This window comes from Serratia sp. EC4, from assembly GCF_059652115.1.
Genome location: NZ_JBNIDE010000001.1, coordinates 1375702 through 1395750 on the forward strand (window position 1 = coordinate 1375702; position 20049 = coordinate 1395750).

The 20049-nt window shown below is 60.0% G+C and carries 21 protein-coding genes; 7 read left to right on the forward strand and 14 right to left on the reverse strand.

Annotation, left to right across the window (positions count from 1 at the left end; genetic code table 11):
• Positions 1-46 precede the first annotated feature (46 nt).
• Complete coding sequence (locus tag ACP39K_RS06485) at positions 47-844, reverse strand: TonB family protein (RefSeq protein ID WP_033639698.1); 798 nt, start codon at positions 842-844, stop codon at positions 47-49.
• A gap of 102 nt (positions 845-946) precedes the next feature.
• Positions 947-1786, reverse strand: coding sequence for a ChaN family lipoprotein (locus ACP39K_RS06490; protein WP_033639697.1), 840 nt, complete (start codon positions 1784-1786; stop codon positions 947-949).
• A gap of 177 nt (positions 1787-1963) precedes the next feature.
• On the opposite strand from ACP39K_RS06490, the gene mmuP reads away from it, so the two are divergent.
• Positions 1964-3373 carry an S-methylmethionine permease gene (gene mmuP / locus ACP39K_RS06495; RefSeq protein WP_033639696.1) on the forward strand — a complete coding sequence of 470 codons (1410 nt, stop codon included), beginning with the start codon at positions 1964-1966 and terminating at the stop codon, positions 3371-3373.
• A complete protein-coding gene (mmuM, locus tag ACP39K_RS06500) occupies positions 3363-4301 on the forward strand; it encodes a homocysteine S-methyltransferase (protein ID WP_147827686.1) in 939 nt (312 codons plus the stop codon). The genes mmuP and mmuM overlap by 11 nt, the downstream gene beginning before the upstream one ends.
• Positions 4302-4350: 49 nt before the next feature.
• Here mmuM and maeB read toward each other — a convergent pair whose 3' ends face one another.
• The 5 genes from maeB to ACP39K_RS06525 form a co-directional block, all read right to left on the reverse strand.
• Positions 4351-6630, reverse strand: coding sequence for an NADP-dependent oxaloacetate-decarboxylating malate dehydrogenase (gene maeB, locus ACP39K_RS06505; protein ID WP_016926766.1), 2280 nt, complete (start codon positions 6628-6630; stop codon positions 4351-4353).
• A gap of 214 nt (positions 6631-6844) precedes the next feature.
• Positions 6845-7018, reverse strand: a complete 174-nt coding sequence (gene lysC / locus ACP39K_RS06510) for an Rz1-like lysis system protein LysC (RefSeq protein WP_004936544.1) — start codon at positions 7016-7018, stop codon at positions 6845-6847.
• Positions 6999-7379: a DUF2570 family protein gene (locus ACP39K_RS06515; RefSeq protein ID WP_060444452.1), complete on the reverse strand. Its 381-nt coding sequence runs from the start codon at positions 7377-7379 to the stop codon at positions 6999-7001. Before ACP39K_RS06515 ends, lysC begins: the two co-directional genes overlap by 20 nt.
• Positions 7376-7756: an L-Ala D-Glu endopeptidase ChiX gene (chiX, locus tag ACP39K_RS06520; RefSeq protein ID WP_459076059.1), complete on the reverse strand. Its 381-nt coding sequence runs from the start codon at positions 7754-7756 to the stop codon at positions 7376-7378. Before chiX ends, ACP39K_RS06515 begins: the two co-directional genes overlap by 4 nt.
• A gap of 10 nt (positions 7757-7766) precedes the next feature.
• Positions 7767-8093: a phage holin, lambda family gene (locus tag ACP39K_RS06525; protein WP_033639689.1), complete on the reverse strand. Its 327-nt coding sequence runs from the start codon at positions 8091-8093 to the stop codon at positions 7767-7769.
• A 292-nt stretch (positions 8094-8385) separates the two neighbouring features.
• Between ACP39K_RS06525 and chiB the strand changes: the two genes are divergently transcribed.
• Positions 8386-9885 (forward strand): chitinase ChiB, encoded by a 1500-nt coding sequence (gene chiB / locus ACP39K_RS06530; RefSeq protein WP_016926761.1) that lies wholly within the window; start codon positions 8386-8388, stop codon positions 9883-9885.
• Between the two features lie 85 nt (positions 9886-9970).
• Here the strand turns inward: chiB and ACP39K_RS06535 are convergent, their stop codons facing one another.
• Positions 9971-10912 (reverse strand): LysR family transcriptional regulator, encoded by a 942-nt coding sequence (locus ACP39K_RS06535; RefSeq protein ID WP_033639688.1) that lies wholly within the window; start codon positions 10910-10912, stop codon positions 9971-9973.
• 404 nt (positions 10913-11316) lie between these two features.
• Here ACP39K_RS06535 and cbp21 point away from each other — a divergent pair, with 404 nt between their 5' ends.
• Positions 11317-11910 carry a chitin-binding protein/chitosanase CBP21 gene (gene cbp21, locus ACP39K_RS06540; RefSeq protein ID WP_004936574.1) on the forward strand — a complete coding sequence of 198 codons (594 nt, stop codon included), beginning with the start codon at positions 11317-11319 and terminating at the stop codon, positions 11908-11910.
• A gap of 65 nt (positions 11911-11975) precedes the next feature.
• On the opposite strand, the gene ACP39K_RS06545 is transcribed toward cbp21, so the two are convergent.
• The 6 genes from ACP39K_RS06545 to ACP39K_RS06570 form a co-directional block, all read right to left on the reverse strand.
• Positions 11976-12938 carry a sugar-binding transcriptional regulator gene (locus tag ACP39K_RS06545; RefSeq protein ID WP_004936575.1) on the reverse strand — a complete coding sequence of 321 codons (963 nt, stop codon included), beginning with the start codon at positions 12936-12938 and terminating at the stop codon, positions 11976-11978.
• Positions 12939-13033: 95 nt separating this feature from the next.
• On the reverse strand, positions 13034-13690 hold the full coding sequence (dhaL, locus tag ACP39K_RS06550; RefSeq protein WP_206359174.1) for a dihydroxyacetone kinase subunit DhaL: 657 nt from the start codon (positions 13688-13690) through the stop codon (positions 13034-13036).
• Between the two features lie 3 nt (positions 13691-13693).
• Positions 13694-14695: a dihydroxyacetone kinase subunit DhaK gene (locus ACP39K_RS06555; RefSeq protein ID WP_004936581.1), complete on the reverse strand. Its 1002-nt coding sequence runs from the start codon at positions 14693-14695 to the stop codon at positions 13694-13696.
• A gap of 29 nt (positions 14696-14724) precedes the next feature.
• Positions 14725-15495: an SDR family oxidoreductase gene (locus tag ACP39K_RS06560; RefSeq protein ID WP_016926758.1), complete on the reverse strand. Its 771-nt coding sequence runs from the start codon at positions 15493-15495 to the stop codon at positions 14725-14727.
• A gap of 35 nt (positions 15496-15530) precedes the next feature.
• Positions 15531-16799: an MFS transporter gene (locus ACP39K_RS06565; RefSeq protein WP_115436379.1), complete on the reverse strand. Its 1269-nt coding sequence runs from the start codon at positions 16797-16799 to the stop codon at positions 15531-15533.
• A gap of 66 nt (positions 16800-16865) precedes the next feature.
• Positions 16866-17978, reverse strand: coding sequence for an erythritol/L-threitol dehydrogenase (locus tag ACP39K_RS06570; protein ID WP_004936590.1), 1113 nt, complete (start codon positions 17976-17978; stop codon positions 16866-16868).
• A 318-nt stretch (positions 17979-18296) separates the two neighbouring features.
• On the opposite strand from ACP39K_RS06570, the gene rpiB reads away from it, so the two are divergent.
• The 3 genes from rpiB to ACP39K_RS06585 form a co-directional block, all read left to right on the forward strand.
• Positions 18297-18755 carry a ribose 5-phosphate isomerase B gene (gene rpiB, locus ACP39K_RS06575; RefSeq protein WP_004936593.1) on the forward strand — a complete coding sequence of 153 codons (459 nt, stop codon included), beginning with the start codon at positions 18297-18299 and terminating at the stop codon, positions 18753-18755.
• A 193-nt stretch (positions 18756-18948) separates the two neighbouring features.
• A complete protein-coding gene (gene tal / locus ACP39K_RS06580) occupies positions 18949-19899 on the forward strand; it encodes a transaldolase (RefSeq protein WP_060560029.1) in 951 nt (316 codons plus the stop codon).
• An 18-nt stretch (positions 19900-19917) separates the two neighbouring features.
• Positions 19918-20049 (forward strand): thiamine pyrophosphate-binding protein (locus ACP39K_RS06585; protein ID WP_139159286.1); only part of this gene is annotated, 132 nt, incomplete at its 3' end.

Sequence of the window (20049 nt, forward strand, 5' to 3'; positions counted from 1 at the left end):
ACGAAGTTTGAAGAGGCGCACGACGGCGATGCGGCGCCTGCGGGCATTAACGGCGGGCATTCAGCTCCGCCAGATTGAAATCGATCGGCATCGTCACCTTGACGGCCCCCTGTTGCAGCATCTCCGGCGGCGGCGGCGGCAACGGCTGGGCGCGCGACACCACCGCCACCGCTTCCCGATCCAGCGACGCGGTGCCGGAACGCACCTGCAGCATGACGTTCGAGACCCGTCCCTGCGCGTCAACGCTGAAACTGACCTGCGGCATGCCGCTGCGCCGCCGGCTGCGGGCATCCAAAGGGTAATCCTTGATGCGGTTCAGTTTGCCTTTCACCAGGCTCTCCCACGACAGTTTGGCCTGCGCATTGCTGTTGGCGTCGCTGTTGATCGGGGCGGCGGTCTGGTGGGAGATCGTCTGCGCCTGCGGCGCGGCGGCGCTGGACGCGGCGGCATTGCGCGTCTCTTTGGCCTGTTCTTGCGGCTTCGGCTGCGCTTTTTGCGGGGGACGGTGTTCAGCGCGCTTCTTCTGCGCCGTCACGATTTTTGCTTTATCGGCGCGCGCCAGCTTGGGCAGATCCGGCTGTTGCTGCTGCTCCGCGGGCTGCGCCGCGGCGGACTCCGCCTGCTGCACGCCCAGCGGCAGCGGCTTGCTTTCCGGCGCTTCAATCTGCGCCGCCCAGCTCATCATCACCGCCGGCGGCGGCAGCGCCACCGGCTCCCGCGCCGTCTGCGGCCAATAAAACAGCAGCACCAACGCCGCGTGCGCCGCCAGGGCGAGCAGCAGGCCGCGCGCCCAGCGCGGCTGCGGCAGCTCAAAGGCCGGAAGGGAATAAGACTGACTTAACATAGGGGCATTAGCTTGCTTAATTGCGAATGATTGCAGATCACATTTACTAATGATAATCATTTGCAACTATAATTAACACCCCTTTTCACTGCCTTAACGTATTCATTTCACTGATGGTGTGATCCACAGGTAGTCTGCGGTGTTCGCATCGACCTGTACGCCCGGCTCCGCCAGCATCAGCACCGTCGCCGCCGCCGCCGGTTGCAGATCCCGCACGTGCAGCGGCACGCCCACCGATTTGGCGGCGTGATAGCCGCCGGCGATCAACAGCGCGGGCGTGGGCGCCGCCAGCAAACGCTCCGCCATGCGCCGATCGCGCTGCTGCTGGATCGCCAGCATCGCGCGCAGTTGGTCGGCCTCAATCTTGCCGCCGTGCGAAGTGCGGATGGTCTCTTCCAGCGCCTTGCGCACCGCTGGCTGCGCCGATAGCTGCCCCGCCGGGAACTGCGGCTGTTGATAGAACGCCGTAATCTCGCTGCGATCCAGGTTGGCTGACCACAGCGGGTATGGCGCGCGCATCGCCGCCATCGTCACCCCGCCATACAGTTCCCACTTCCAGCCCGGCTGCCAGGCGATCAGCTCCGCCACGCGGCCGTCACGCACCGTGGGGTCGCTCTGCAACCACTGTTTGACCTTGTCTACCTGCGCCTGCTGGTTCGGGTTGATCATCTCCATCAGCACGCTGCCCTGCGGCCGCCGCTGCGGCAGTTGCTGCACCAGCCATTGCTCAATCTGATGGTGGTAAGGATTGTCATGTTTTTCCCCGACGATCACCCGCGGCTGCTGCGCCAATCGCGTCAACAGCTGCTCCGGCGTCAGGCTCGCACCGCTGTGCAGATCGGTGATGCTTCCCAAACTCGCGACGTCATTGGCCGGCGCCTTCACCGGCGTTTGGCTGCAGGCGCCGAGCGCCAAGGCCGCCAATAAAATCAAATATCTCATCATGTTGCCCCATTATCGAAAATGGCAACATTATAGATAATAATTATCATTTGCATATAGATCCGGCTTAACGATTTTTTTACGCGGCTATCGCCGGTGGCGCATTGCGTTAAAAAGGCATTACGGGTATAACCAATAGCCATTCAGATATTTAGACGTCTATACGGATAGATTATTATGCACGCATCGGCGCCCGCCGCAGGGCAGTTCAAACGCAGCATGAAGGCCCGGCACCTGGTGATGTTGTCGCTGGGCGGCGTGATCGGCACCGGGCTGTTTTTCAACACCGGCTACATCATTTCCACCACCGGCGCGCTCGGCACGCTGCTGGCCTACCTGATCGGCGCGCTGGTGGTGTATCTGGTGATGCTGTGCCTGGGTGAGCTGTCGGTGGCGATGCCGGAAACCGGCGCCTTTCACGTCTACGCTTCGCGCTATTTGGGGCCGGCCACCGGCTATGCCGTCGCCTGGCTGTATTGGCTCACCTGGACAGTGGCGCTGGGCTCCAGCCTGACCGCCGCCGGATTCTGCATGCAGTACTGGTTCCCGCAGTCGCCGGTGTGGCTGTGGTGCCTGATCTTCTGCGCGGCGATTTTCCTGCTCAATGTGGTGACCACCCGCTTTTTCGCCGAAAGTGAATTCTGGTTTTCGCTGATCAAAGTGGTGACCATTCTGGCGTTCATCATTCTGGGCGGCGCCGCCATGTTCGGCCTGCTGCCGATGAAAGACGGCACCCCGGCGCCGTTCCTGCATAACCTGACCGCTTCCGGCTGGCTGCCGCACGGCACGCTGCCGATCCTGATGACCATGGTGGCGGTGAACTTCGCCTTCTCCGGCACGGAACTGATCGGCATCGCCGCCGGTGAAACCGAGAACCCGGAAAAAGTCGTGCCGCTGGCGATCCGCACCACGGTGATCCGCCTGATGCTATTCTTTATCGGCACGGTCTTCGTGCTGGCGGCGTTGATCCCGATGGATCAGGCGGGGATCGTCAAAAGCCCGTTCGTGCTGGTGTTTGAACGCATCGGCGTGCCTTACGCCGCCGATATCTTCAACTTCGTGATCCTGACCGCCATCCTGTCGGCGGCCAACTCCGGCCTGTACGCCTCCGGGCGCATGCTGTGGTCGCTGGCACACCAGCGCACCCTGCCGGCCTACTTCGCCCGCGTCAATGCGCGCGGCATTCCGATCAACGCCCTGACCTTCAGCATGCTCGGCGGCGTGCTGGCGCTGCTGACCAGCGTGATCGCGCCGGACACGGTGTTCGTCGCCCTGTCGGCGATCTCCGGCTTTGCGGTAGTGGCGGTGTGGCTGAGCATCTGCGCGGCCCACTATGCTTTCCGCCGCGCCTACCTGCGCAGCGGCCAGCCGATAAGCGGCCTGAAATACCGCGCGCCCGGCTATCCATTGACGCCGATCCTCGGCTTTGCGCTGTGCCTGCTGGCCTGCATCGGGCTGGCGTTCGATCCGGAGCAGCGCATTGCGCTCTACTGCGGGCTACCGTTCGTCGCCCTGTGCTACCTCACCTATTTCCTGACCCGGCGCGCCGGGCAAAAAAATGCTTTGGGAGAACAACATGTCGGTTAACAACCCCGTCGCCCGCCTGCTGGCCGAACAGCCGACGCTGATCCTGGACGGCGCGCTGGCCACCGAACTGGAAGCACGCGGCTGCGACCTGACCGATCCGCTGTGGTCGGCCAAGGTGCTGATTGAAAATCCCGAGCTTATCTATCAGGTGCATCTCGATTATTTCAACGCCGGCGCCCAGTGCGCCATCACCGCCAGCTATCAGGCCACGCCGCAGGGCTTCTTGCGCCGCGGCCTGGATCAGGATCAGTCGCTGGCGCTGATCGCCAAAAGCGTGCAGCTGGCGCAGCGGGCGCGCCGCGATTATCTGGCCGCGCACCCGCAAGCGGCGCCGCTGCTGATCGCCGGCTCGGTGGGCCCGTACGGCGCCTATCTGGCCGACGGCTCGGAATACCGCGGCGACTATCGGCTGGCGCAGGATGACTTCATTGCCTTCCACCGCCCTCGCCTCGCCGCGCTGGCCGCCGCCGGCGTCGATCTGCTGGCCTGCGAAACGCTGCCGTCGTTCGCTGAACTGCAGGCGCTGCTGACGCTATTGCAGGAGTTCCCGACGCTCGGCGCCTGGTTCGCCTTCACCCTGCGCGACAGCCAACACCTCAGCGACGGCACGCCGCTGACGGAGGTCGTGTCCGCGCTGCGCGGCAACCCGCAGGTGCTGGCGATCGGCATCAACTGCATCGCGCTGGACAAGGTCGCCCCGGCGTTGCGTCAACTGAACGCGCTGGCCGACAAGCCGCTGCTGGTCTACCCAAACTCCGGGGAGCACTACGATGCGGTCAGCAAAACCTGGCACGCCTGCGACGGCGAACACGGCAGCCTGGCCGATCAGGCGGCGGAGTGGCGCGCGCTCGGCGCGCAATTGATCGGCGGCTGTTGCCGCACCACACCGCAGGATATTCGCGCCATCGCCGCGCGCTGCAAGGCATAAAAAAGCCCCCGGCGCCAACGGCGCAGGGGGCCAGTCACTCAACCCGGGCTTACAGCGGTTCGGTCTGGGCTTCCACCACCGCCAGCGCCACCATGTTGACGATGCGGCGCACCGAGGCGATCGGCGTCAGGATGTGCACCGGTTTGGCGACCCCCATCAGCACCGGCCCGACGGTCACCCCTTCCGAGCAGGAGACGCGCAGCAGGTTGTAGCTGATGCGCGCCGCTTCCATGTTCGGCATGATCAGCAGGTTGGCCGAGCCTTTCAGCGGGCTGTCCGGCATCAGATCGTGGCGGATGCTCTCCACCAGCGCGGCGTCGCCGTGCATTTCGCCGTCGATCTCCAGCTCCGGCGCCAGCTCGTTCACCAGTTCCAACGTTTTACGCATCTTGCGCGCCGCCGGGCAGTCAGACGAGCCGAAGCTGGAATGAGACAGCAGCGCCACCTTCGGTTCGATGCCGAAGCGGCGCACGGTTTCCGCCGCCATCAGGGTGATCTCCGCCAGCTGTTCCGGCGTCGGATCGTCGTTGACGTAGGTGTCGGCGATGAAAGTGTTGCCGCTCGGCAGCAGCAGCGCGTTCATCGCGCCGGCGACGTGCGCGCCTTCACGGAAGCCGAACACGTTCTTCACCACGTCGTAATGCTCGTGGTAGCTGCCGATGGTGCCGCAGATCATCGCATCCGCTTCGCCGCGATGCAGCATGATGGCGGCGATCAGCGTCGGGTTGCCGATCACCGCGCGGCGCGCCTGCTCTTGCGAAACGCCGCGGCGTTTCATGATCTGGTAGTACTCGCCCCAGTATTCGTTGAAGCGCGGATCCGACTCGTTGTTCACCACTTCGAAATCTTTGCCCGGCGTCAGCTGCAGGCCCAGCTTTTTCAGGCGCATCTCGATCACGCTCGGACGGCCGACCAGGATCGGGAAGGCCAGCCCCTGCGACACCAGCTCCTGCGTGGCGTGCAGCACGCGCTCTTCCTCACCTTCCGCCAGCACCACCCGCTTCACCTCTTTACGCGCCTGCGAGAAGATCGGCTTCATGAACAGGTTGGTTTTGTAGACGAACTCCGCCAGCTTCTCCACATAGGCGTCGAAGTCTTCGATCGGGCGCGTCGCCACGCCGGAATCCATCGCCGCCTTGGCCACCGCCGGCGCGATCTTGACGATCAAACGCGGATCGAACGGTTTCGGAATGATGTATTCCGGCCCGAAGGAGAGGTCCTGATCGTCATACGCGGAAGCCACCACGTCGCTCTGCTCCGCCAGCGCCAGATCGGCGATGGCATGCACGCAGGCCAGCTTCATCTCTTCGTTGATGGTGGTGGCGCCCACGTCCAGCGCGCCGCGGAAAATGAACGGGAAGCACAGGACGTTGTTCACCTGGTTCGGGTAGTCGGAACGGCCGGTACAGATGATGGCGTCCGGGCGCACCGCTTTGGCCAGCGGCGGCAGAATTTCCGGTTCCGGGTTGGCCAGCGCCATGATCAGCGGATCGCGCGCCATGGTTTTCACCATATCCTGCGTCAGGACGCCCGGGCCGGAGCAGCCGAGGAAGATGTCGGCGTTCGGGATGGCGTCGCCCAGCGTGCGCTGGCCGTTATCCTCGATGGCGTAGGCGGCTTTGGTCTGCTCCATGTTGGCGTCGCGGCCTTTATAGATGACGCCCTTGGAATCGCAGACGGTGATGTTCTGCTGACGCAGCCCCAGCGCCACCAGCAGGTTCAGACAGGCGATGGACGCCGCGCCGGCGCCGGACACCACCAGCCGCACGTCGGAGATGTTCTTCTTCACCACGCGCAGGCCGTTGAGCACCGCAGCGGTGGTAATGATCGCCGTGCCGTGCTGGTCGTCGTGGAATACCGGGATCTTCATGCGCTCACGCAGTTTCTGTTCGATGTAGAAACACTCCGGCGCCTTGATGTCTTCCAGGTTGATGCCGCCGAAGGTCGGTTCCAGCGCGGCGATAATGTCGATTAACTTGTCAGGGTTATGCTCATCCACTTCGATATCAAATACATCGATACCGGAAAACTTCTTGAACAAAACGCCCTTGCCTTCCATCACCGGCTTACCGGCCAACGCGCCGATATTGCCCAGACCCAGTACCGCCGTGCCGTTGGAAATCACCGCCACCAGATTGCCGCGCGCGGTGTATTTGTAGGCCGCCAGCGGATCTTCGGCGATCTCGAGGCAAGGCGCGGCGACGCCCGGCGAATAGGCCAGCGCCAGATCGCGCTGGGTCGCCAACGGTTTGGTAGGGGAAACCTGGATCTTCCCTGGGACAGGAAACTGATGGAAATCAAGGGCACTCTGTTTGAGCTGTTCGTCCATTATGGATTCCTTTGTTTTTTGCTTTTATGTTGAGGTAAGGCTTTGAGGCTGCGCCCTGCCGTGGGCCATGGCGCCCAATTACAATGACAGGGCACAGCCTTGAAGTATAGTGAGAGAAACATCACAAACTTTGAAGCGCGCCATAACCTTGGTCGAAAGAGCGTTTTAAAAGTAAAAAAAGAAGATCTGCGAGACGAGCAGAGAAACGCCGCCGTCAGCGCGGCGGCAGCGTGGCGCGCCAGGCGTTGAGCGTCTCCACCTGGCCGGCGCAAATGTGTAACGAGGTTTGTAACGCCAGGGCATAGCTTACCGCATCGCCCCAGGTCTCCCCCTGCAACTGCGGCTGCTCACAGGGAGCGAATACCGACTCAGGGGGCAACAGCGGCACGGCCTGCGGCGCCGGCGGCCGGGCGCAGGAGCTCAAACACAGCGCCAGGCAGAGGCTGAGCGGCGCAGGGATCGTTTTTAATCGCTTCACGGTATTTCCTCTGATAAGCCTCGTGTTGTTGGCGCAACTGCCGTTCCTGCCGCTGCTGCGCCGCCATCAGCGCGCGATTTTGCGCATCCTGTGTCTGCAAGGTGGCGATAAGCCCCGCCTGCTGCGCCAGGCTTTTTTGCAGTTCCGCCGCCTGTTGCCGCGCAGACGCCAACTGGTGCGACAGCAGCGAGCTGTAGCCACCCAGGCAGATGGCCGCCAGCAGCAACAGCAGCAAGCCGCCCTGCATCAGTTTTTGCAGCCAGCCGCTCATGCCGGATAGTCCCGGAACGGCAGTTGGAAGTGCGGGCCATCCTTGAGGGTTTTCCATTCGCCGCCCCATTCGACGTTGATGCCGCATTCACGCGCCGCGCGCCGCACCGCCACCGCAATCTGCGCGTAGTAATCCCACTCCCAGGAGGCCACGCCCGCCGGCATCGCCACCACGTCCACCGCGTGCCCGGTCAGGTGGCGGCTGCGCAGCGTTTGGCTGTTGCCGGCGCGCACCATTTCCCGCTGGCGCGCCATGCTGCGCAGCCCCTCGCTGACGGAAAACGGCACCAGCGAATAACGCAGCGCCAGGCGAATAACGCGCACCAGATCCGGGTGCACGCCGCGCAGGTTCTCTTCGCTGCGGGCGGTAAAACGAATCTCTTCAATGTCATTTAACATTTTTAAACCCCGTCTTTTTGCCGATGAATTTTTTAATTAAGGCGTTGATGTAATCCGCCCCCATAAAACCAATCAGTACGCTGGCCAAATTCGCCCACTTTAATTCCAGGCCCATCAGCGCCAGCGCATCGCGCACCGTCCAGGCCAATAACGCGCACATCGCCGCATTCAATAAACGGCGCCGAATGCCCACGTTGCGGTAGGCGCCATGTAATAGCGCCATCACGCCGGCCAGAATGGCGTTCAATACCGGCTGAAGATATTCACATACTCGCTGGACTATTAAGCCAACAGCGTCAGGCCCTATGCTGGACATAGCTCATCTCCTTTTTATTTTTAATTAAATGCCAATCACGGCCGGCGGGACATCGGATACTCAGAATCTAGTTAAGGATGCTATTACAAAGCAAATGAATAAATACAGGCCCTATGGTCGAATTCATTCACGCTGAACGTTGGCACAACGCATAAAACGCCAATGCATGCGGCAGTTAATAAAAATTCATTCTTATGGTGATTTATTTCGACTTTTATTCTCGAGGAAAATAAACATTAATGGCGACGGGGAATATTCCCCCATTGAAAAACATCCACTCTGGAGAAATGCCATGTCCACACGCAAAGCCGTTATTGGGTATTATTTTATTCCGACCAACCAAATCAATAATTACACCGAGACCGATACGTCTGTCGTGCCGTTCCCGGTTTCCAACATCACGCCGGCCAAAGCCAAACAGCTGACGCACATTAACTTCTCGTTCCTGGATATCAACAGCAACCTGGAATGCGCCTGGGATCCGGCCACCAACGACGCCAAGGCGCGCGATGTGGTCAACCGTTTAACCGCGCTCAAAGCGCACAACCCCAGCCTGCGCATCATGTTCTCCATCGGCGGCTGGTACTACTCCAACGATCTGGGCGTGTCGCACGCCAACTACGTCAACGCGGTGAAAACCCCGGCGGCGCGCACCAAGTTCGCCCAATCCTGCGTGCGCATCATGAAGGATTACGGCTTCGACGGCGTGGACATCGACTGGGAGTATCCGCAGGCGGCGGAAGTGGACGGTTTCATCGCCGCGCTGCAGGAGATCCGCACCTTGCTGAACCAGCAAACCATCGCGGACGGCCGCCAGGCGTTGCCGTATCAGTTGACCATCGCCGGCGCCGGCGGCGCCTTCTTCCTGTCGCGCTATTACAGCAAGCTGGCGCAAATCGTCGCGCCACTCGATTACATCAACCTGATGACCTACGATCTGGCCGGCCCCTGGGAGAAGATCACCAACCACCAGGCGGCGCTGTTCGGCGACGCGGCCGGGCCGACCTTCTACAACGCACTGCGCGAAGCCAATCTGGGCTGGAGCTGGGAAGAGCTGACCCGCGCCTTCCCCAGCCCGTTCAGCCTGACGGTCGACGCCGCCGTGCAGCAGCACCTGATGATGGAAGGCGTGCCGAGCGCCAAAATCGTCATGGGCGTGCCCTTCTACGGCCGCGCCTTCAAGGGCGTCAGCGGCGGCAACGGCGGCCAGTACAGCAGCCACAGCACGCCGGGCGAAGATCCGTATCCGAACGCCGATTATTGGCTGGTGGGCTGCGACGAGTGCGTGCGCGACAAGGATCCGCGCATCGCCTCCTATCGCCAGCTGGAGCAGATGCTGCAGGGCAACTACGGCTATCAGCGGTTGTGGAACGATAAGACCAAAACCCCGTATCTGTATCATGCGCAGAACGGGCTGTTTGTCACCTATGACGATGCCGAAAGTTTCAAATACAAAGCGAAGTACATCAAGCAGCAGCAGCTGGGCGGCGTAATGTTCTGGCATTTGGGGCAAGACAACCGCAACGGCGATCTGCTGGCCGCGCTGGATCGCTATTTCAACGCCGCAGACTACGACGACAGCCAGCTGGATATGGGCACCGGCCTGCGATACACCGGCGTCGGCCCCGGCAACCTGCCGATCATGACCGCGCCGGCCTATGTGCCGGGCACCACTTACGCCCAGGGCGCGCTGGTGTCCTACCAAGGCTACGTCTGGCAGACCAAGTGGGGTTATATCACCTCGGCGCCCGGCTCAGACAGCGCCTGGCTGAAGGTGGGCCGCCTGGCGTAAGCCGTAAAAAAACCCCGTAGCCGAATGCTGCGGGGTTTTCATTGAGTTAACCGTTTGATTTTCGCGTCCCTTCGTCTCTATTCCTTCAGTTGTGGCACCACGGATAGCCGCCATCCCGCACCACTTCGCGGCCCATCAGGCTGTAGACATCGCTTTTGCGCGTCAGCCGCTCATGCCACCAGTTAAACCCGGCGCCCTTGCTGGCCGGATGCCACGCCAGCCAAATCATTTCGTCCCCCTTTTGCATCTCCACCGGCACCGTCACCAGTTCACCGCTGGCCAGTTCCTTTTCAATCAGCGCAGGCGGCAGAAAAGCGTGGCCGATGCCGCGCTTGAGCAGCGCCAGATTGCTTTCCACATCGCATACCACCAACTGACGCTGCAAGGGCAGCGTGCCGTGATTGCGTTTAGGCAGCTCATGGCTGCTGTCGGCGATCGCGACCACGATGTCGTTCAGCCGCTGCTTCTTGCATACCGGCGTTCTCTGCGCCGCGAACGGGTGAGAAGGCGACACGCACAGCACAAAGTCGAGCTTGCCGAGCATCAGGGTTTTGGCCTGCACGCTGTCGGGGATTTGGCCGATGGCGATGATCAGGTCCGCCCGGTTGTTCTTCAGCGCATCCCAGGTGCCGTTCAACGCTTCCCGCTGCACCGAGATATTGGCGTTCGGGCAATGCTGAATATAGTCGCGGATATCCTGCGTCAGCGTTTCCAGCGGGAAGAAGGTGTCTACCGCCAGGCGGATATTATTGTCCAGCTTGGGAATGTTGCGCACCCGGCTTTCCAGATCCTGCACCGCATTTAATATCCAGCTGCCCTCCTGCAGGAGAAACTCCCCTTCATCCGTCAGGGTAATCATGGGGCCATTACGATGAAAAAGTTTCACGCAGAGTTTGCTTTCAATATTGGAAACCCGATAAGAGATCGCCGAAGGCGTTTTATGCAGCGCCTCCGCCGCCATAGAGAAAGATCCGGTGTTCTTGATGGTGCTGATTATTTTAATCGCGTCCAGGGATAATCTAGTCATACAAATTCCTCTTTAAAATAAAATAAGAAAAATGACACTAAATTCCCAAGGTGGTGGCGCACAAAAATCGATCAAATCAAACAAGGGTACTCAACGCAACAAGCAATATACTTCATAAATGAGAGCGCTATCTTAAATACTATTCATCACTACTTGATATAAATTTCATCATAGCGCCGTGCTTTTACACTGTGACAGTTAAATAAATTCGGCCTAACGATCAAAGATCGTCATCATAATATTTTTCGTTAATAGCCGGTAAAACATTCCAATCTACGGCCAAACCAGAATGGTAAAAATAAAACAAGCCGACAAGAAGGGTTATTTCCAATTGCGTTATTAGTCTCTCATTTTGTCGGTGAAATACGCTCAACTTACAACATAATTTCAGTCAGGAGTGACTTATGAACAAAACTTCCCGTACCCTGCTCTCTCTGGGCCTGCTGAGCGCGGCCATGTTCGGCGTTTCGCAACAGGCGAATGCTCACGGTTATGTCGAATCGCCGGCCAGCCGCGCCTATCAGTGCAAACTGCAGCTCAACACGCAGTGCGGCAGCGTGCAGTACGAACCGCAGAGCGTCGAAGGCCTGAAAGGCTTCCCACAGGCCGGCCCGGCTGACGGCCACATCGCCAGCGCCGACAAGTCCACCTTCTTCGAACTGGATCAGCAAACGCCGACGCGCTGGAACAAGCTCAACCTGAAAACCGGCCCGAACTCCTTTACCTGGAAGCTGACCGCCCGTCACAGCACCACCAGCTGGCGCTATTTCATCACCAAGCCGAACTGGGACGCTTCGCAGCCGCTGACCCGCGCTTCCTTTGACCTGACGCCGTTCTGCCAGTTCAACGACGGCGGCGCCATCCCTGCCGCACAGGTCACCCACCAGTGCAACATACCGGCAGATCGCAGCGGTTCGCACGTGATCCTTGCCGTGTGGGACATAGCCGACACCGCCAACGCCTTCTATCAGGCGATCGACGTCAACCTGAGCAAATAATCGGTCAAATGAGGAGATCGTTGAGGGTTCAGCCTGGCGCTGAACCCTTTTTTTTGCAGGTGCCGCTATTGCGACATGTTGAGGATAGTGCGCACATTGAGCGCGCTGGTGGCGATAATGTCGATGGCGCCGGTGCGCAAAGCGCCCAAAATCGCCAACGCCTTGGTATTCTCGGAAGCAATGGCGATCACGCAAGGGATTTTGCGCAGCTCATCAATGCTCAGCCCGATCACTCTGTCATTCATCACCGTGTCGACATGCTGCCCCTGAGCATTGAAAAAGTCATAGCCGGCGATGTCGCCGATCACGCCCTGATTAAGGCTGGCGTCGATAATCTCGTGCGGCGTAAACCACCCCAATTTCACCATATAGCTGTTTTCATTCATGTCGCCAATGCCGACTAACGCCACATCGGCCTTACGCGCGCGGTCCAGCGTTTCCTTGATCGTGCCGTTCTGCATGAAGGCGTCTTTCAGCGCGCGATTTTCGACGTAGGCCGGCGCGTAAAGCGTCTCGCTGCTGCCGCCGAACTTCTTCGCCAAGCGCCGACTGATATGGTCGGCGTTGATCGCATCGCCCGGACGGTGGGTGCCGCCGATGCCGCAGATGAACTTGCAGTTGCGTTCCGTCACGCTGCCGACGTGATCGGCGATCGCCGCCACGTTGCGTCCCTGGCCGACCGCCAGCACCATATCGTCTTTCAGCGACATCGCCAGATAGTTGGACACCAGCGCCGCCACCTGCCGACGCTGTTCCTCTTCGTCCTGATGGTCGAGCGCGATCAACGCGCGGCTGATGGGAAAACGCTCCATCATCTGCTGTTCCAGCCGGGTGCTGAATACCGGGTGATAACGCACGTTGATCTCGACGATGCCTTCTTCCTTGGCGCGCTTGAGCAAACGACCGACTTTGATCCGTGAGATGCCGAATTTTTTGGCGATCTCTTCCTGCGTGATCTCATCCTGATAATAAGCAACGGCGATTTCGGTCAGCAGTTCGTTATCCTGGGACACAGTTTGTTTTTCCATCCGTTAGACGTTTCCCCACGGCAGGCCGGTTGATGATGGCGGAGGGACGATACACGCCCCTCCGACAAGGCTGAATGCCCGCTAGTATAACGCGTTCAAGCGGCAACGGTATTCAGTCGTTGTTCCACCTCGTCCGCCAATCGAGTCAAGAGCAGGCAGCAAGATACCGCGCCGGCGTCCAGTACGCCGCGCGAACGCTCGCCCAGACGGCTGGCGCGGCCGATTTTCGCCACCAGCTCGCGCGTGGAATCGCGCCCGCGTTCCGCGGCGATCCTCATCTTTTCCAGCGCTGCGGCGAAGTCGTCACCGCGCCCGGCCGCCTGCTCAAACGCCGCCACCGCCGGTATCAGCGTATCCATCAGACACTTGTCGCCCACGCCCGCGCTGCTGATGTCCTGCAGTTCGCTCAATCCGCCGTGCAACATCGCCAAAAATGCCTGCTTATCCAGCACGCTGCGCTCACGGACGCTCTCCGCCATGCCCATGAACAGGCTGCCGTACAGCGGCCCCATCGAACCGCCGATGCCCTCCATCAGCGCATCCGATACCGCATCGAACGCCTGCGCCAGCGTGAGCTCGCGGCCGCGAATGGCATCGCCGCACATCGCGAATCCCTTCGACATATTAATGCCATGGTCACCGTCGCCGATGGCGCCGTCGATTTCGCTCAGGTATTCGCGGTTGCTGACAATGGTTTCTATCAGCCCCGTAACGATCTCATTGCCGTACCGGGTTGAAATTTGTTCCGTCATGATTCACTCCACCTGGGTTAAGCCTAAAGATTGCGCCGGCATGTCCAGCAGCGTTTTCAGTTCGTCATCCAGCGTCATCAGCGTCAGCGTCACGCCCATCATTTCCAGCGACGTGAAGTAATTGCCGACGTAGCGCCGATGCACCCGCACGCCTTTCGCCGTCAACCGGCGCTCTATTTCGGCATAATAGATATACAGCTCCATCACCGGCGTGGCGCCAAGCCCGGAGATCAGCAACGCCACCTCCTGCCCCTGTTCCAGCGGCATGTCGTTGAGCACGAAATCGAGCATGGTGCCGGCCATCGCCGACGCCGATTGGATCGGCGATACCTCAATGCCCGGTTCGCCGTGATGGCCGATGCCGATCTCCATCTTGCCGTCTTCGATATGAAAATTGGGTTTGCCGACCGCGGGAATGGTGCAGGAACTGAGGCCGACGCCGATCGAACGACACCGGTCGATGGCCTTTTGCGCCGCGCCGATCACGCCGTCCAGATCGTATCCCTTGGCCGCCGCCGCCGCGCCGACCTTCCACATCAGAATTTCGCCGGCCACGCCGCGCCGTTTATCGATCTCACTGGCCGGCGCCGAGGCGACATCATCGTTGGCCACCACGGTTTTCACCCGTATGCCGGCCGCCGTGGCCTTCTTGATCGCCATCTTGACGTTCATGTTGTCGCCAGCGTAGTTGCCGTACAGGCAAGCGACGCCCGCACCGCTGTCCGCCGCCTTGAAAGCGTCGAGAAAAGCCCCCGCCGTAGGCGATGAAAAAATCTCGCCAATCGCGACGGCATCCAACATGTTTTTGCCGACATACCCCAGGAACGCCGGCTCGTGGCCGGAACCGCCGCCGGTGACGATGCCCACTTTGCCGGCGATCGGCGCAGGCGGATATTTCAACACCCGCGCATTGTCGGTGGCGGCATAATAGTTCGGGTGGGCCAGCCTGTAGCCCTGAATGGCGTCTTCCACTACGTGATCGGGATCGTTAATGATTCTGTTCATCGCGGCCTCTCTGTCGCCTGAATAAGAAATTATTGAATGGTGTAACCGCCGTCGACCACCAGGTTGGCGCCGGTGATCATCGCCGCCGCGTCGCCGGCCAAAAACAGGGCGCTGGCGGCGATATCTTGCGGCTCGGCGAAACGCCGCAGCGGGATTTTCTGCTTCATTTGTTCCGCCACCTCGCCTGACCAGGCCTTACGGCCCAGCTCCGTCAAAACCACGGTGGGCGAAATGGCGTTGACCCGCACGTTGTGCGGCCCCCACTCCAGCGCCAACACCTGGGTCAGACCGATTACGCCCGCCTTGCTGGCGCAATAGGCCAGGTGATTAGGCAAAGCCACCACCCCGGCCTGCGAGGCGAGATTGATGATGCTGCCGCCGCGCTGGCGAATGAAACGGCGCCCCACCGCCTGGCAGGTAAGAAACACGCCTTTCAGATTGACCGCCAGGGTTGCATCCCACGCCGTTTCCGGCAGCTCCTCGGCCGGATGCAGCGCGACGATGCCGGCGCTGTTGACCAGCACGTCCAGCCGCCCGAAATGCGCCTCAATCTGCGCTATCGCCCGCTCCACCGACGCGGCATCGGTGACGTCGGCCACGACGCCCACCGCCGCCTCGGCGTCCAGCTGTCGCGCCACTTCCGCAACCTGCGGCGCCCGATCGAGCAGCGCCACGCGCGCGCCGTTTTGCAGATAGCGTTCGGCAATAGCGAGACCGATCCCCGCAGCGCCGCCGGTAATCAACGCCACCTTGCCCTGCAGCGAGAGCTCGCGCGGCGCCGTAGTTTGATGATTAATCATAAATTTCCCCTTAAAACTGTGAACTTCACCCTCGGTCAGGATATTTTCGCCAAACTCGCGCCGCGTTCTTCCTGCGCCGTCGCGCTTTCTTTCGGCAGCGTGACAAATTTCATCAGCACGCCGCTGAACAGGTACAAGCCGGTAAAGATCCAGATCACGCCAACGGCGCCGAGGCTGCCGATAAACAGCCCCACCACCGCCGGGCCGACAAAGGTGCTCAGGCCGGCCCCCAGATTGAGAATCGACATCGCCGCGCCCTTATTGTCCGGCGCCAGCGACGGCATGATGGCCGACAGCGGCACGAACGCCGCCAGGCAGGCGCCGAACAACCCGGCGGCGCAAACGGTCAGCAGGTAGTTGGCGCCGAAGAATTGCGGCACGTAGTAGAACATCAGCGTGGTCAAGGCACAGCCGACGCAGCCAAACCACATCACCACATTGCGCCAGCCGAGCCCGTCGCTGATCACGCCGAAAATCAGGTTGAAAATGATGTTGACCGTCCACAGCGCGGCGTACATCTGCAGCCAATGCGTGCGGGTGAACCCCATATCCATCATGTACATGGGCATGAATACGACGAAGCCGTAAGCCGCAGAGGTATTAATGGTGCGCACGATGCCGCCCAGGCCAATCTTCGGGTTTTCAAACGCGATGGTGATGCCCTTCAAGACATAACCCAGCGACGCTTTTTCCCGGTTGCCGCTCTGTGCCGCGCCGTCGTCGCGATTGAGCATCAGCGCAATCACCGCGCCCAGCACGACGAAAATCAGCGCGCTCCACAGCGTGTGGATCTCGCCGAGATAAGGCAGCATGATGCTGGAATACAGCACGCCCAGCACGCTGAGCCCGCCGCTGTAGACGAACCAGAAAATCCCCACCGCCGACCCCAGCCTTTCCGGCGGCGCCTCATACGCCACCCACACCAGAAAACCGTAGGCGAACAACGGATAACCCAAGCCGCGCAGCGCATAGGTCGGCACCATGATCGCCAGGTTGTTGCTCGGCAGGCCGAACGTCAAAAAACACACCGAACCGAACAGAAACAGCAGCAGGCCGGCCAACATCACCCGCCGGGCGGTAAAGATTTCCGCCAACACGCCGGAAAACCAGGCGGCGATGGCGGCCGCAAAGCCATAAACGCTGAACAGCAGCGCCGATTCCTGAATGCTCAGCCCTTTGCCAATCAAATAAGGCGACAGCCAGCCCTGTTCCAGCCCTTCGCCCATCATGAACACCAACACGCCGGCATAGCCCAGCAGCAGTTTCGGTGACAGACCAATGCGATGAATCAGTCCATGCAACATAGAACACCCCAGCACATGTGATTATGGAGGCGCAGGCTCGCCCGCACCCGAGGAACGACGCAGGTTTCAGAGGTTTGGATTAAGCACCACTTTGATTGAACCGATACCGCGCTTCATCAGCTCGAAACCTTCGGCGAACTGTTCCAGCGGCAACGTATGCGTCACCACGCCTTCGGTCGGCAGATCGCCATTGGCGATGCCTTCGATCACCAGCGGATAGCAGTAAGGGCCGAGGTGCGAACCGAGCACGTCCAGTTCCTTGCGGTCGCTGATGATGCTCCAGTCGACGGTCACCGGATCCTTAAACACGGAAAATTCGACGAAGGTGCCGAGCTTGCGGATCAGCGTCAGGCCCTGTTCCACGGACTTCTGTGCGCCGGTCGCCTCGATGTAGATGTCGCAGCCGTAGCCCTCGGTCATCGCTTTAACCGCGGCGGGCACGTCGTCACGGGTGGGATTGAGCGTCACATCCGCGCCGAAGCGCTTCGCCAAGGCCAGACGTTCGTCGGACAGATCCAGCACCACCAGCTTCGAGGGCCCGGATTTCTTGATGGCCCCGATCATGCCCAGCCCCAGGGTGCCGGCGCCGGCCAATACCACCACATCGCCCAGTTTGATATTGGCGCGTTGCACCGCATGGAAGGAGCAAGCATAGGGTTCGATCAGAATGGCTTTTTCGATCGGCAGGTCGGCCGGCACATGGTAGTTAATCGCCTCTTTGGTGAACTTCATGTACTCGGCCATGCCGCCGTTAACGTTTTTCTGGAAACCGTACAGGTCATGCTTTTCGCACATCCAATACTGACCGCGGTTGCAGAAGCGGCATTGCCAGCAGGGAACGATTTGTTCTGATATCACGCGATCGCCGAGATTGAAGCCCTCGACGCCTTCGCCATACCCCACGACATGGCCGATAAATTCATGGCCGGGGATCATCGGCGCCTTGATGTATGCCGGTTGTTTTTCATCGCCCCAGAAGCTGGGCGCCCCTTCGAACGCTTTAACATCACCGGCGCAGATGCCGCAGGCCTCGATCTTCACCAGGATCTCTTTCGGGCCGATCTTCGGTACCGGCACCTGTTCCAGGCGGTAATCTTTCGGGGCGTACGCCACAACCGCCTTCATGATCTCGGGGATACCGGCCGCCATTTTCGCCTCTGTTATGCAGGTCTGACACATAGCACTCTCCTCTGGTAGGGAAACTTATTTTGATCATTAATACAAGCAAAGAACAAATGAACACTAACGCCGCGCGTTCAATTTGCCCACAGTGAACTTATCAAAGTGTGATATCGCTCAAAAACCCGTCTCAACTAGGGTAAATAACGATTGAAAGCCCTTTTTTAGTGACTGACATCACCTTTTACAGTGGCAAACTGAAAAATCCAGCAAAAAACAAAAGAACATCAATTGAACATTTGATTAAACAGGGATACGGTAATGAACGTGGCGCCACCGAGGATCGCCACCCTTTTCGTTACCAATCAGGAGACCGCTATGCTGCCTATCGCCATCGGCGCCGATGATGCCGCCATTGAACTGAAGGATCTGATCGTTGCCCACCTGCAACAACGGGACATCCCCGTCATTGACTACACGACGGATCGCGCCGCAGAAACGGGGATCTATCCCGATATCGCCTATCGCGTCGCGCAGGCGATACGGGAGGAAAAACATCGGCGGGGCATCCTGCTGTGCGGCACCGGCATCGGTATGAGCATCGTGGCCAATAAAGTGCCCGGCATTCGTGCGGCGCAATGTCACGATACCTACTCCGCCCAACGGGCGCGCAAAAGCAATGATGCTCAGATCATCACGCTGGGCGCGCGGGTCATCGGTGCCGAACTGGCGAAAACCATCGTCGATGCCTGGCTGGAATCGGAGTTTGAAGGGGGAGGATCGGCGCCGAAAGTCGAGCGGATCGGCTATTACGAAAACGCGGCCGGACGGCGTTAAACCGCCTGCCGTCTCGATGGCGGTCGCGCGCAAGCCGCGCTCCGCCTGGGTTTATTCGGCATTCATTGTTATTATCCATCGCAACAATCAGAAAAAGCGCATTTTCATTCTCGATCCGATGATGCAGTGTGTTCCCCCTATGATGAAAAAGGTTCTCATTTCCCTACATTGAGCTTGGTCAAGGAGCTTATCAATGAATCAATTAGACGCACTCAAGCAGCTGACCACGGTGGTCGCCGACAGCGGCGATATCGAATCCATCCGCCAGTTCGAACCCCAGGACGCCACCACCAACCCTTCGCTGATCCTGAAAGCCGCCGCGCTGCCGCAGTACAAGGCGCTGATCACCGAAGCGTTGGAGTATGCCCGCCGCCAGGGCGGCAGCAAGGAAACCCAACTGATCAACGCCAGCGATAAGCTGGCGGTCAATATCGGCGTCGAGATCCTCAAAAGCGTGCCGGGCCGCATCTCCACCGAAGTGGACGCCCGCCTGTCGTTCGACCGCGGCATGTGCGTCGCCAAAGCGCGCAAGCTGATCGCCATGTACCAAGAACAAGGCATCGACAAATCGCGCATCCTGATCAAACTGGCTTCCACCTGGGAAGGCATCAAAGCCGCCGAGGAGCTGGAAAAAGAAGGCATCAACACCAACCTGACGCTGCTGTTCTCCTTCGCCCAGGCTCGCGCCTGCGCCGAAGCCGGCGTGTATCTGATCTCGCCGTTCGTCGGCCGCATCTATGACTGGTACCAGGCCAAACAGCCTGTCGCCGACTACGACGCCGATCGGGATCCGGGCGTGAAATCGGTGCGCACCATCTATGAATACTACAAGCGTCATCGTTACCAGACGGTGATCATGGGCGCCAGCTTCCGCAAGGTTGAGCAGATCCTGGCGCTGGCCGGCTGCGATCGCCTGACCATCGCGCCAAACCTGCTGGAACAGCTGAAAAACAGCGAGCAGCCGGTCGAACGCAAGCTGACCCCGTCTACCGAGGGCTTCCACCAACCGGCTCCGCTGGCCGAAGCGGAGTTCCGCTGGCTGCACAACCAGGACGCCATGGCGGTGGAAAAACTCGCCGAAGGCATTCGCCTGTTCGCCGTCGACCAGCAGAAGCTGGAAGACATGTTGGCCGCTCAACTGTAATCGCACTGGAGTTTCGTTATGTCTTCTCGTAAAGAGCTTGCCAACGCTATCCGCGCACTCAGCATGGACGCCGTACAAAAAGCAAATTCCGGCCACCCGGGGGCCCCTATGGGCATGGCGGACATCGCCGAAGTCCTGTGGCGTGACTAT

What these genes read in the sequence shown, in the direction of transcription:
- ACP39K_RS06485 (WP_033639698.1), bottom strand. Translation starts at nt 844, where the DNA reads ATGTTAAGTCAGTCTTATTCCCTTCCGGCCTTTGAGCTGCCGCAGCCG.
- ACP39K_RS06490 (WP_033639697.1), bottom strand. Translation starts at nt 1,786, where the DNA reads ATGAGATATTTGATTTTATTGGCGGCCTTGGCGCTCGGCGCCTGCAGC.
- mmuP (WP_033639696.1), top strand. Translation starts at nt 1,964, where the DNA reads ATGCACGCATCGGCGCCCGCCGCAGGGCAGTTCAAACGCAGCATGAAG.
- mmuM (WP_147827686.1), top strand. Translation starts at nt 3,363, where the DNA reads ATGTCGGTTAACAACCCCGTCGCCCGCCTGCTGGCCGAACAGCCGACG.
- maeB (WP_016926766.1), bottom strand. Translation starts at nt 6,630, where the DNA reads ATGGACGAACAGCTCAAACAGAGTGCCCTTGATTTCCATCAGTTTCCT.
- ACP39K_RS06515 (WP_060444452.1), bottom strand. Translation starts at nt 7,379, where the DNA reads ATGAGCGGCTGGCTGCAAAAACTGATGCAGGGCGGCTTGCTGCTGTTG.
- ACP39K_RS06525 (WP_033639689.1), bottom strand. Translation starts at nt 8,093, where the DNA reads ATGTCCAGCATAGGGCCTGACGCTGTTGGCTTAATAGTCCAGCGAGTA.
- chiB (WP_016926761.1), top strand. Translation starts at nt 8,386, where the DNA reads ATGTCCACACGCAAAGCCGTTATTGGGTATTATTTTATTCCGACCAAC.
- ACP39K_RS06535 (WP_033639688.1), bottom strand. Translation starts at nt 10,912, where the DNA reads ATGACTAGATTATCCCTGGACGCGATTAAAATAATCAGCACCATCAAG.
- cbp21 (WP_004936574.1), top strand. Translation starts at nt 11,317, where the DNA reads ATGAACAAAACTTCCCGTACCCTGCTCTCTCTGGGCCTGCTGAGCGCG.
- ACP39K_RS06545 (WP_004936575.1), bottom strand. Translation starts at nt 12,938, where the DNA reads ATGGAAAAACAAACTGTGTCCCAGGATAACGAACTGCTGACCGAAATC.
- dhaL (WP_206359174.1), bottom strand. Translation starts at nt 13,690, where the DNA reads ATGACGGAACAAATTTCAACCCGGTACGGCAATGAGATCGTTACGGGG.
- ACP39K_RS06555 (WP_004936581.1), bottom strand. Translation starts at nt 14,695, where the DNA reads ATGAACAGAATCATTAACGATCCCGATCACGTAGTGGAAGACGCCATT.
- ACP39K_RS06560 (WP_016926758.1), bottom strand. Translation starts at nt 15,495, where the DNA reads ATGATTAATCATCAAACTACGGCGCCGCGCGAGCTCTCGCTGCAGGGC.
- ACP39K_RS06565 (WP_115436379.1), bottom strand. Translation starts at nt 16,799, where the DNA reads ATGTTGCATGGACTGATTCATCGCATTGGTCTGTCACCGAAACTGCTG.
- ACP39K_RS06570 (WP_004936590.1), bottom strand. Translation starts at nt 17,978, where the DNA reads ATGTGTCAGACCTGCATAACAGAGGCGAAAATGGCGGCCGGTATCCCC.
- rpiB (WP_004936593.1), top strand. Translation starts at nt 18,297, where the DNA reads ATGCTGCCTATCGCCATCGGCGCCGATGATGCCGCCATTGAACTGAAG.
- tal (WP_060560029.1), top strand. Translation starts at nt 18,949, where the DNA reads ATGAATCAATTAGACGCACTCAAGCAGCTGACCACGGTGGTCGCCGAC.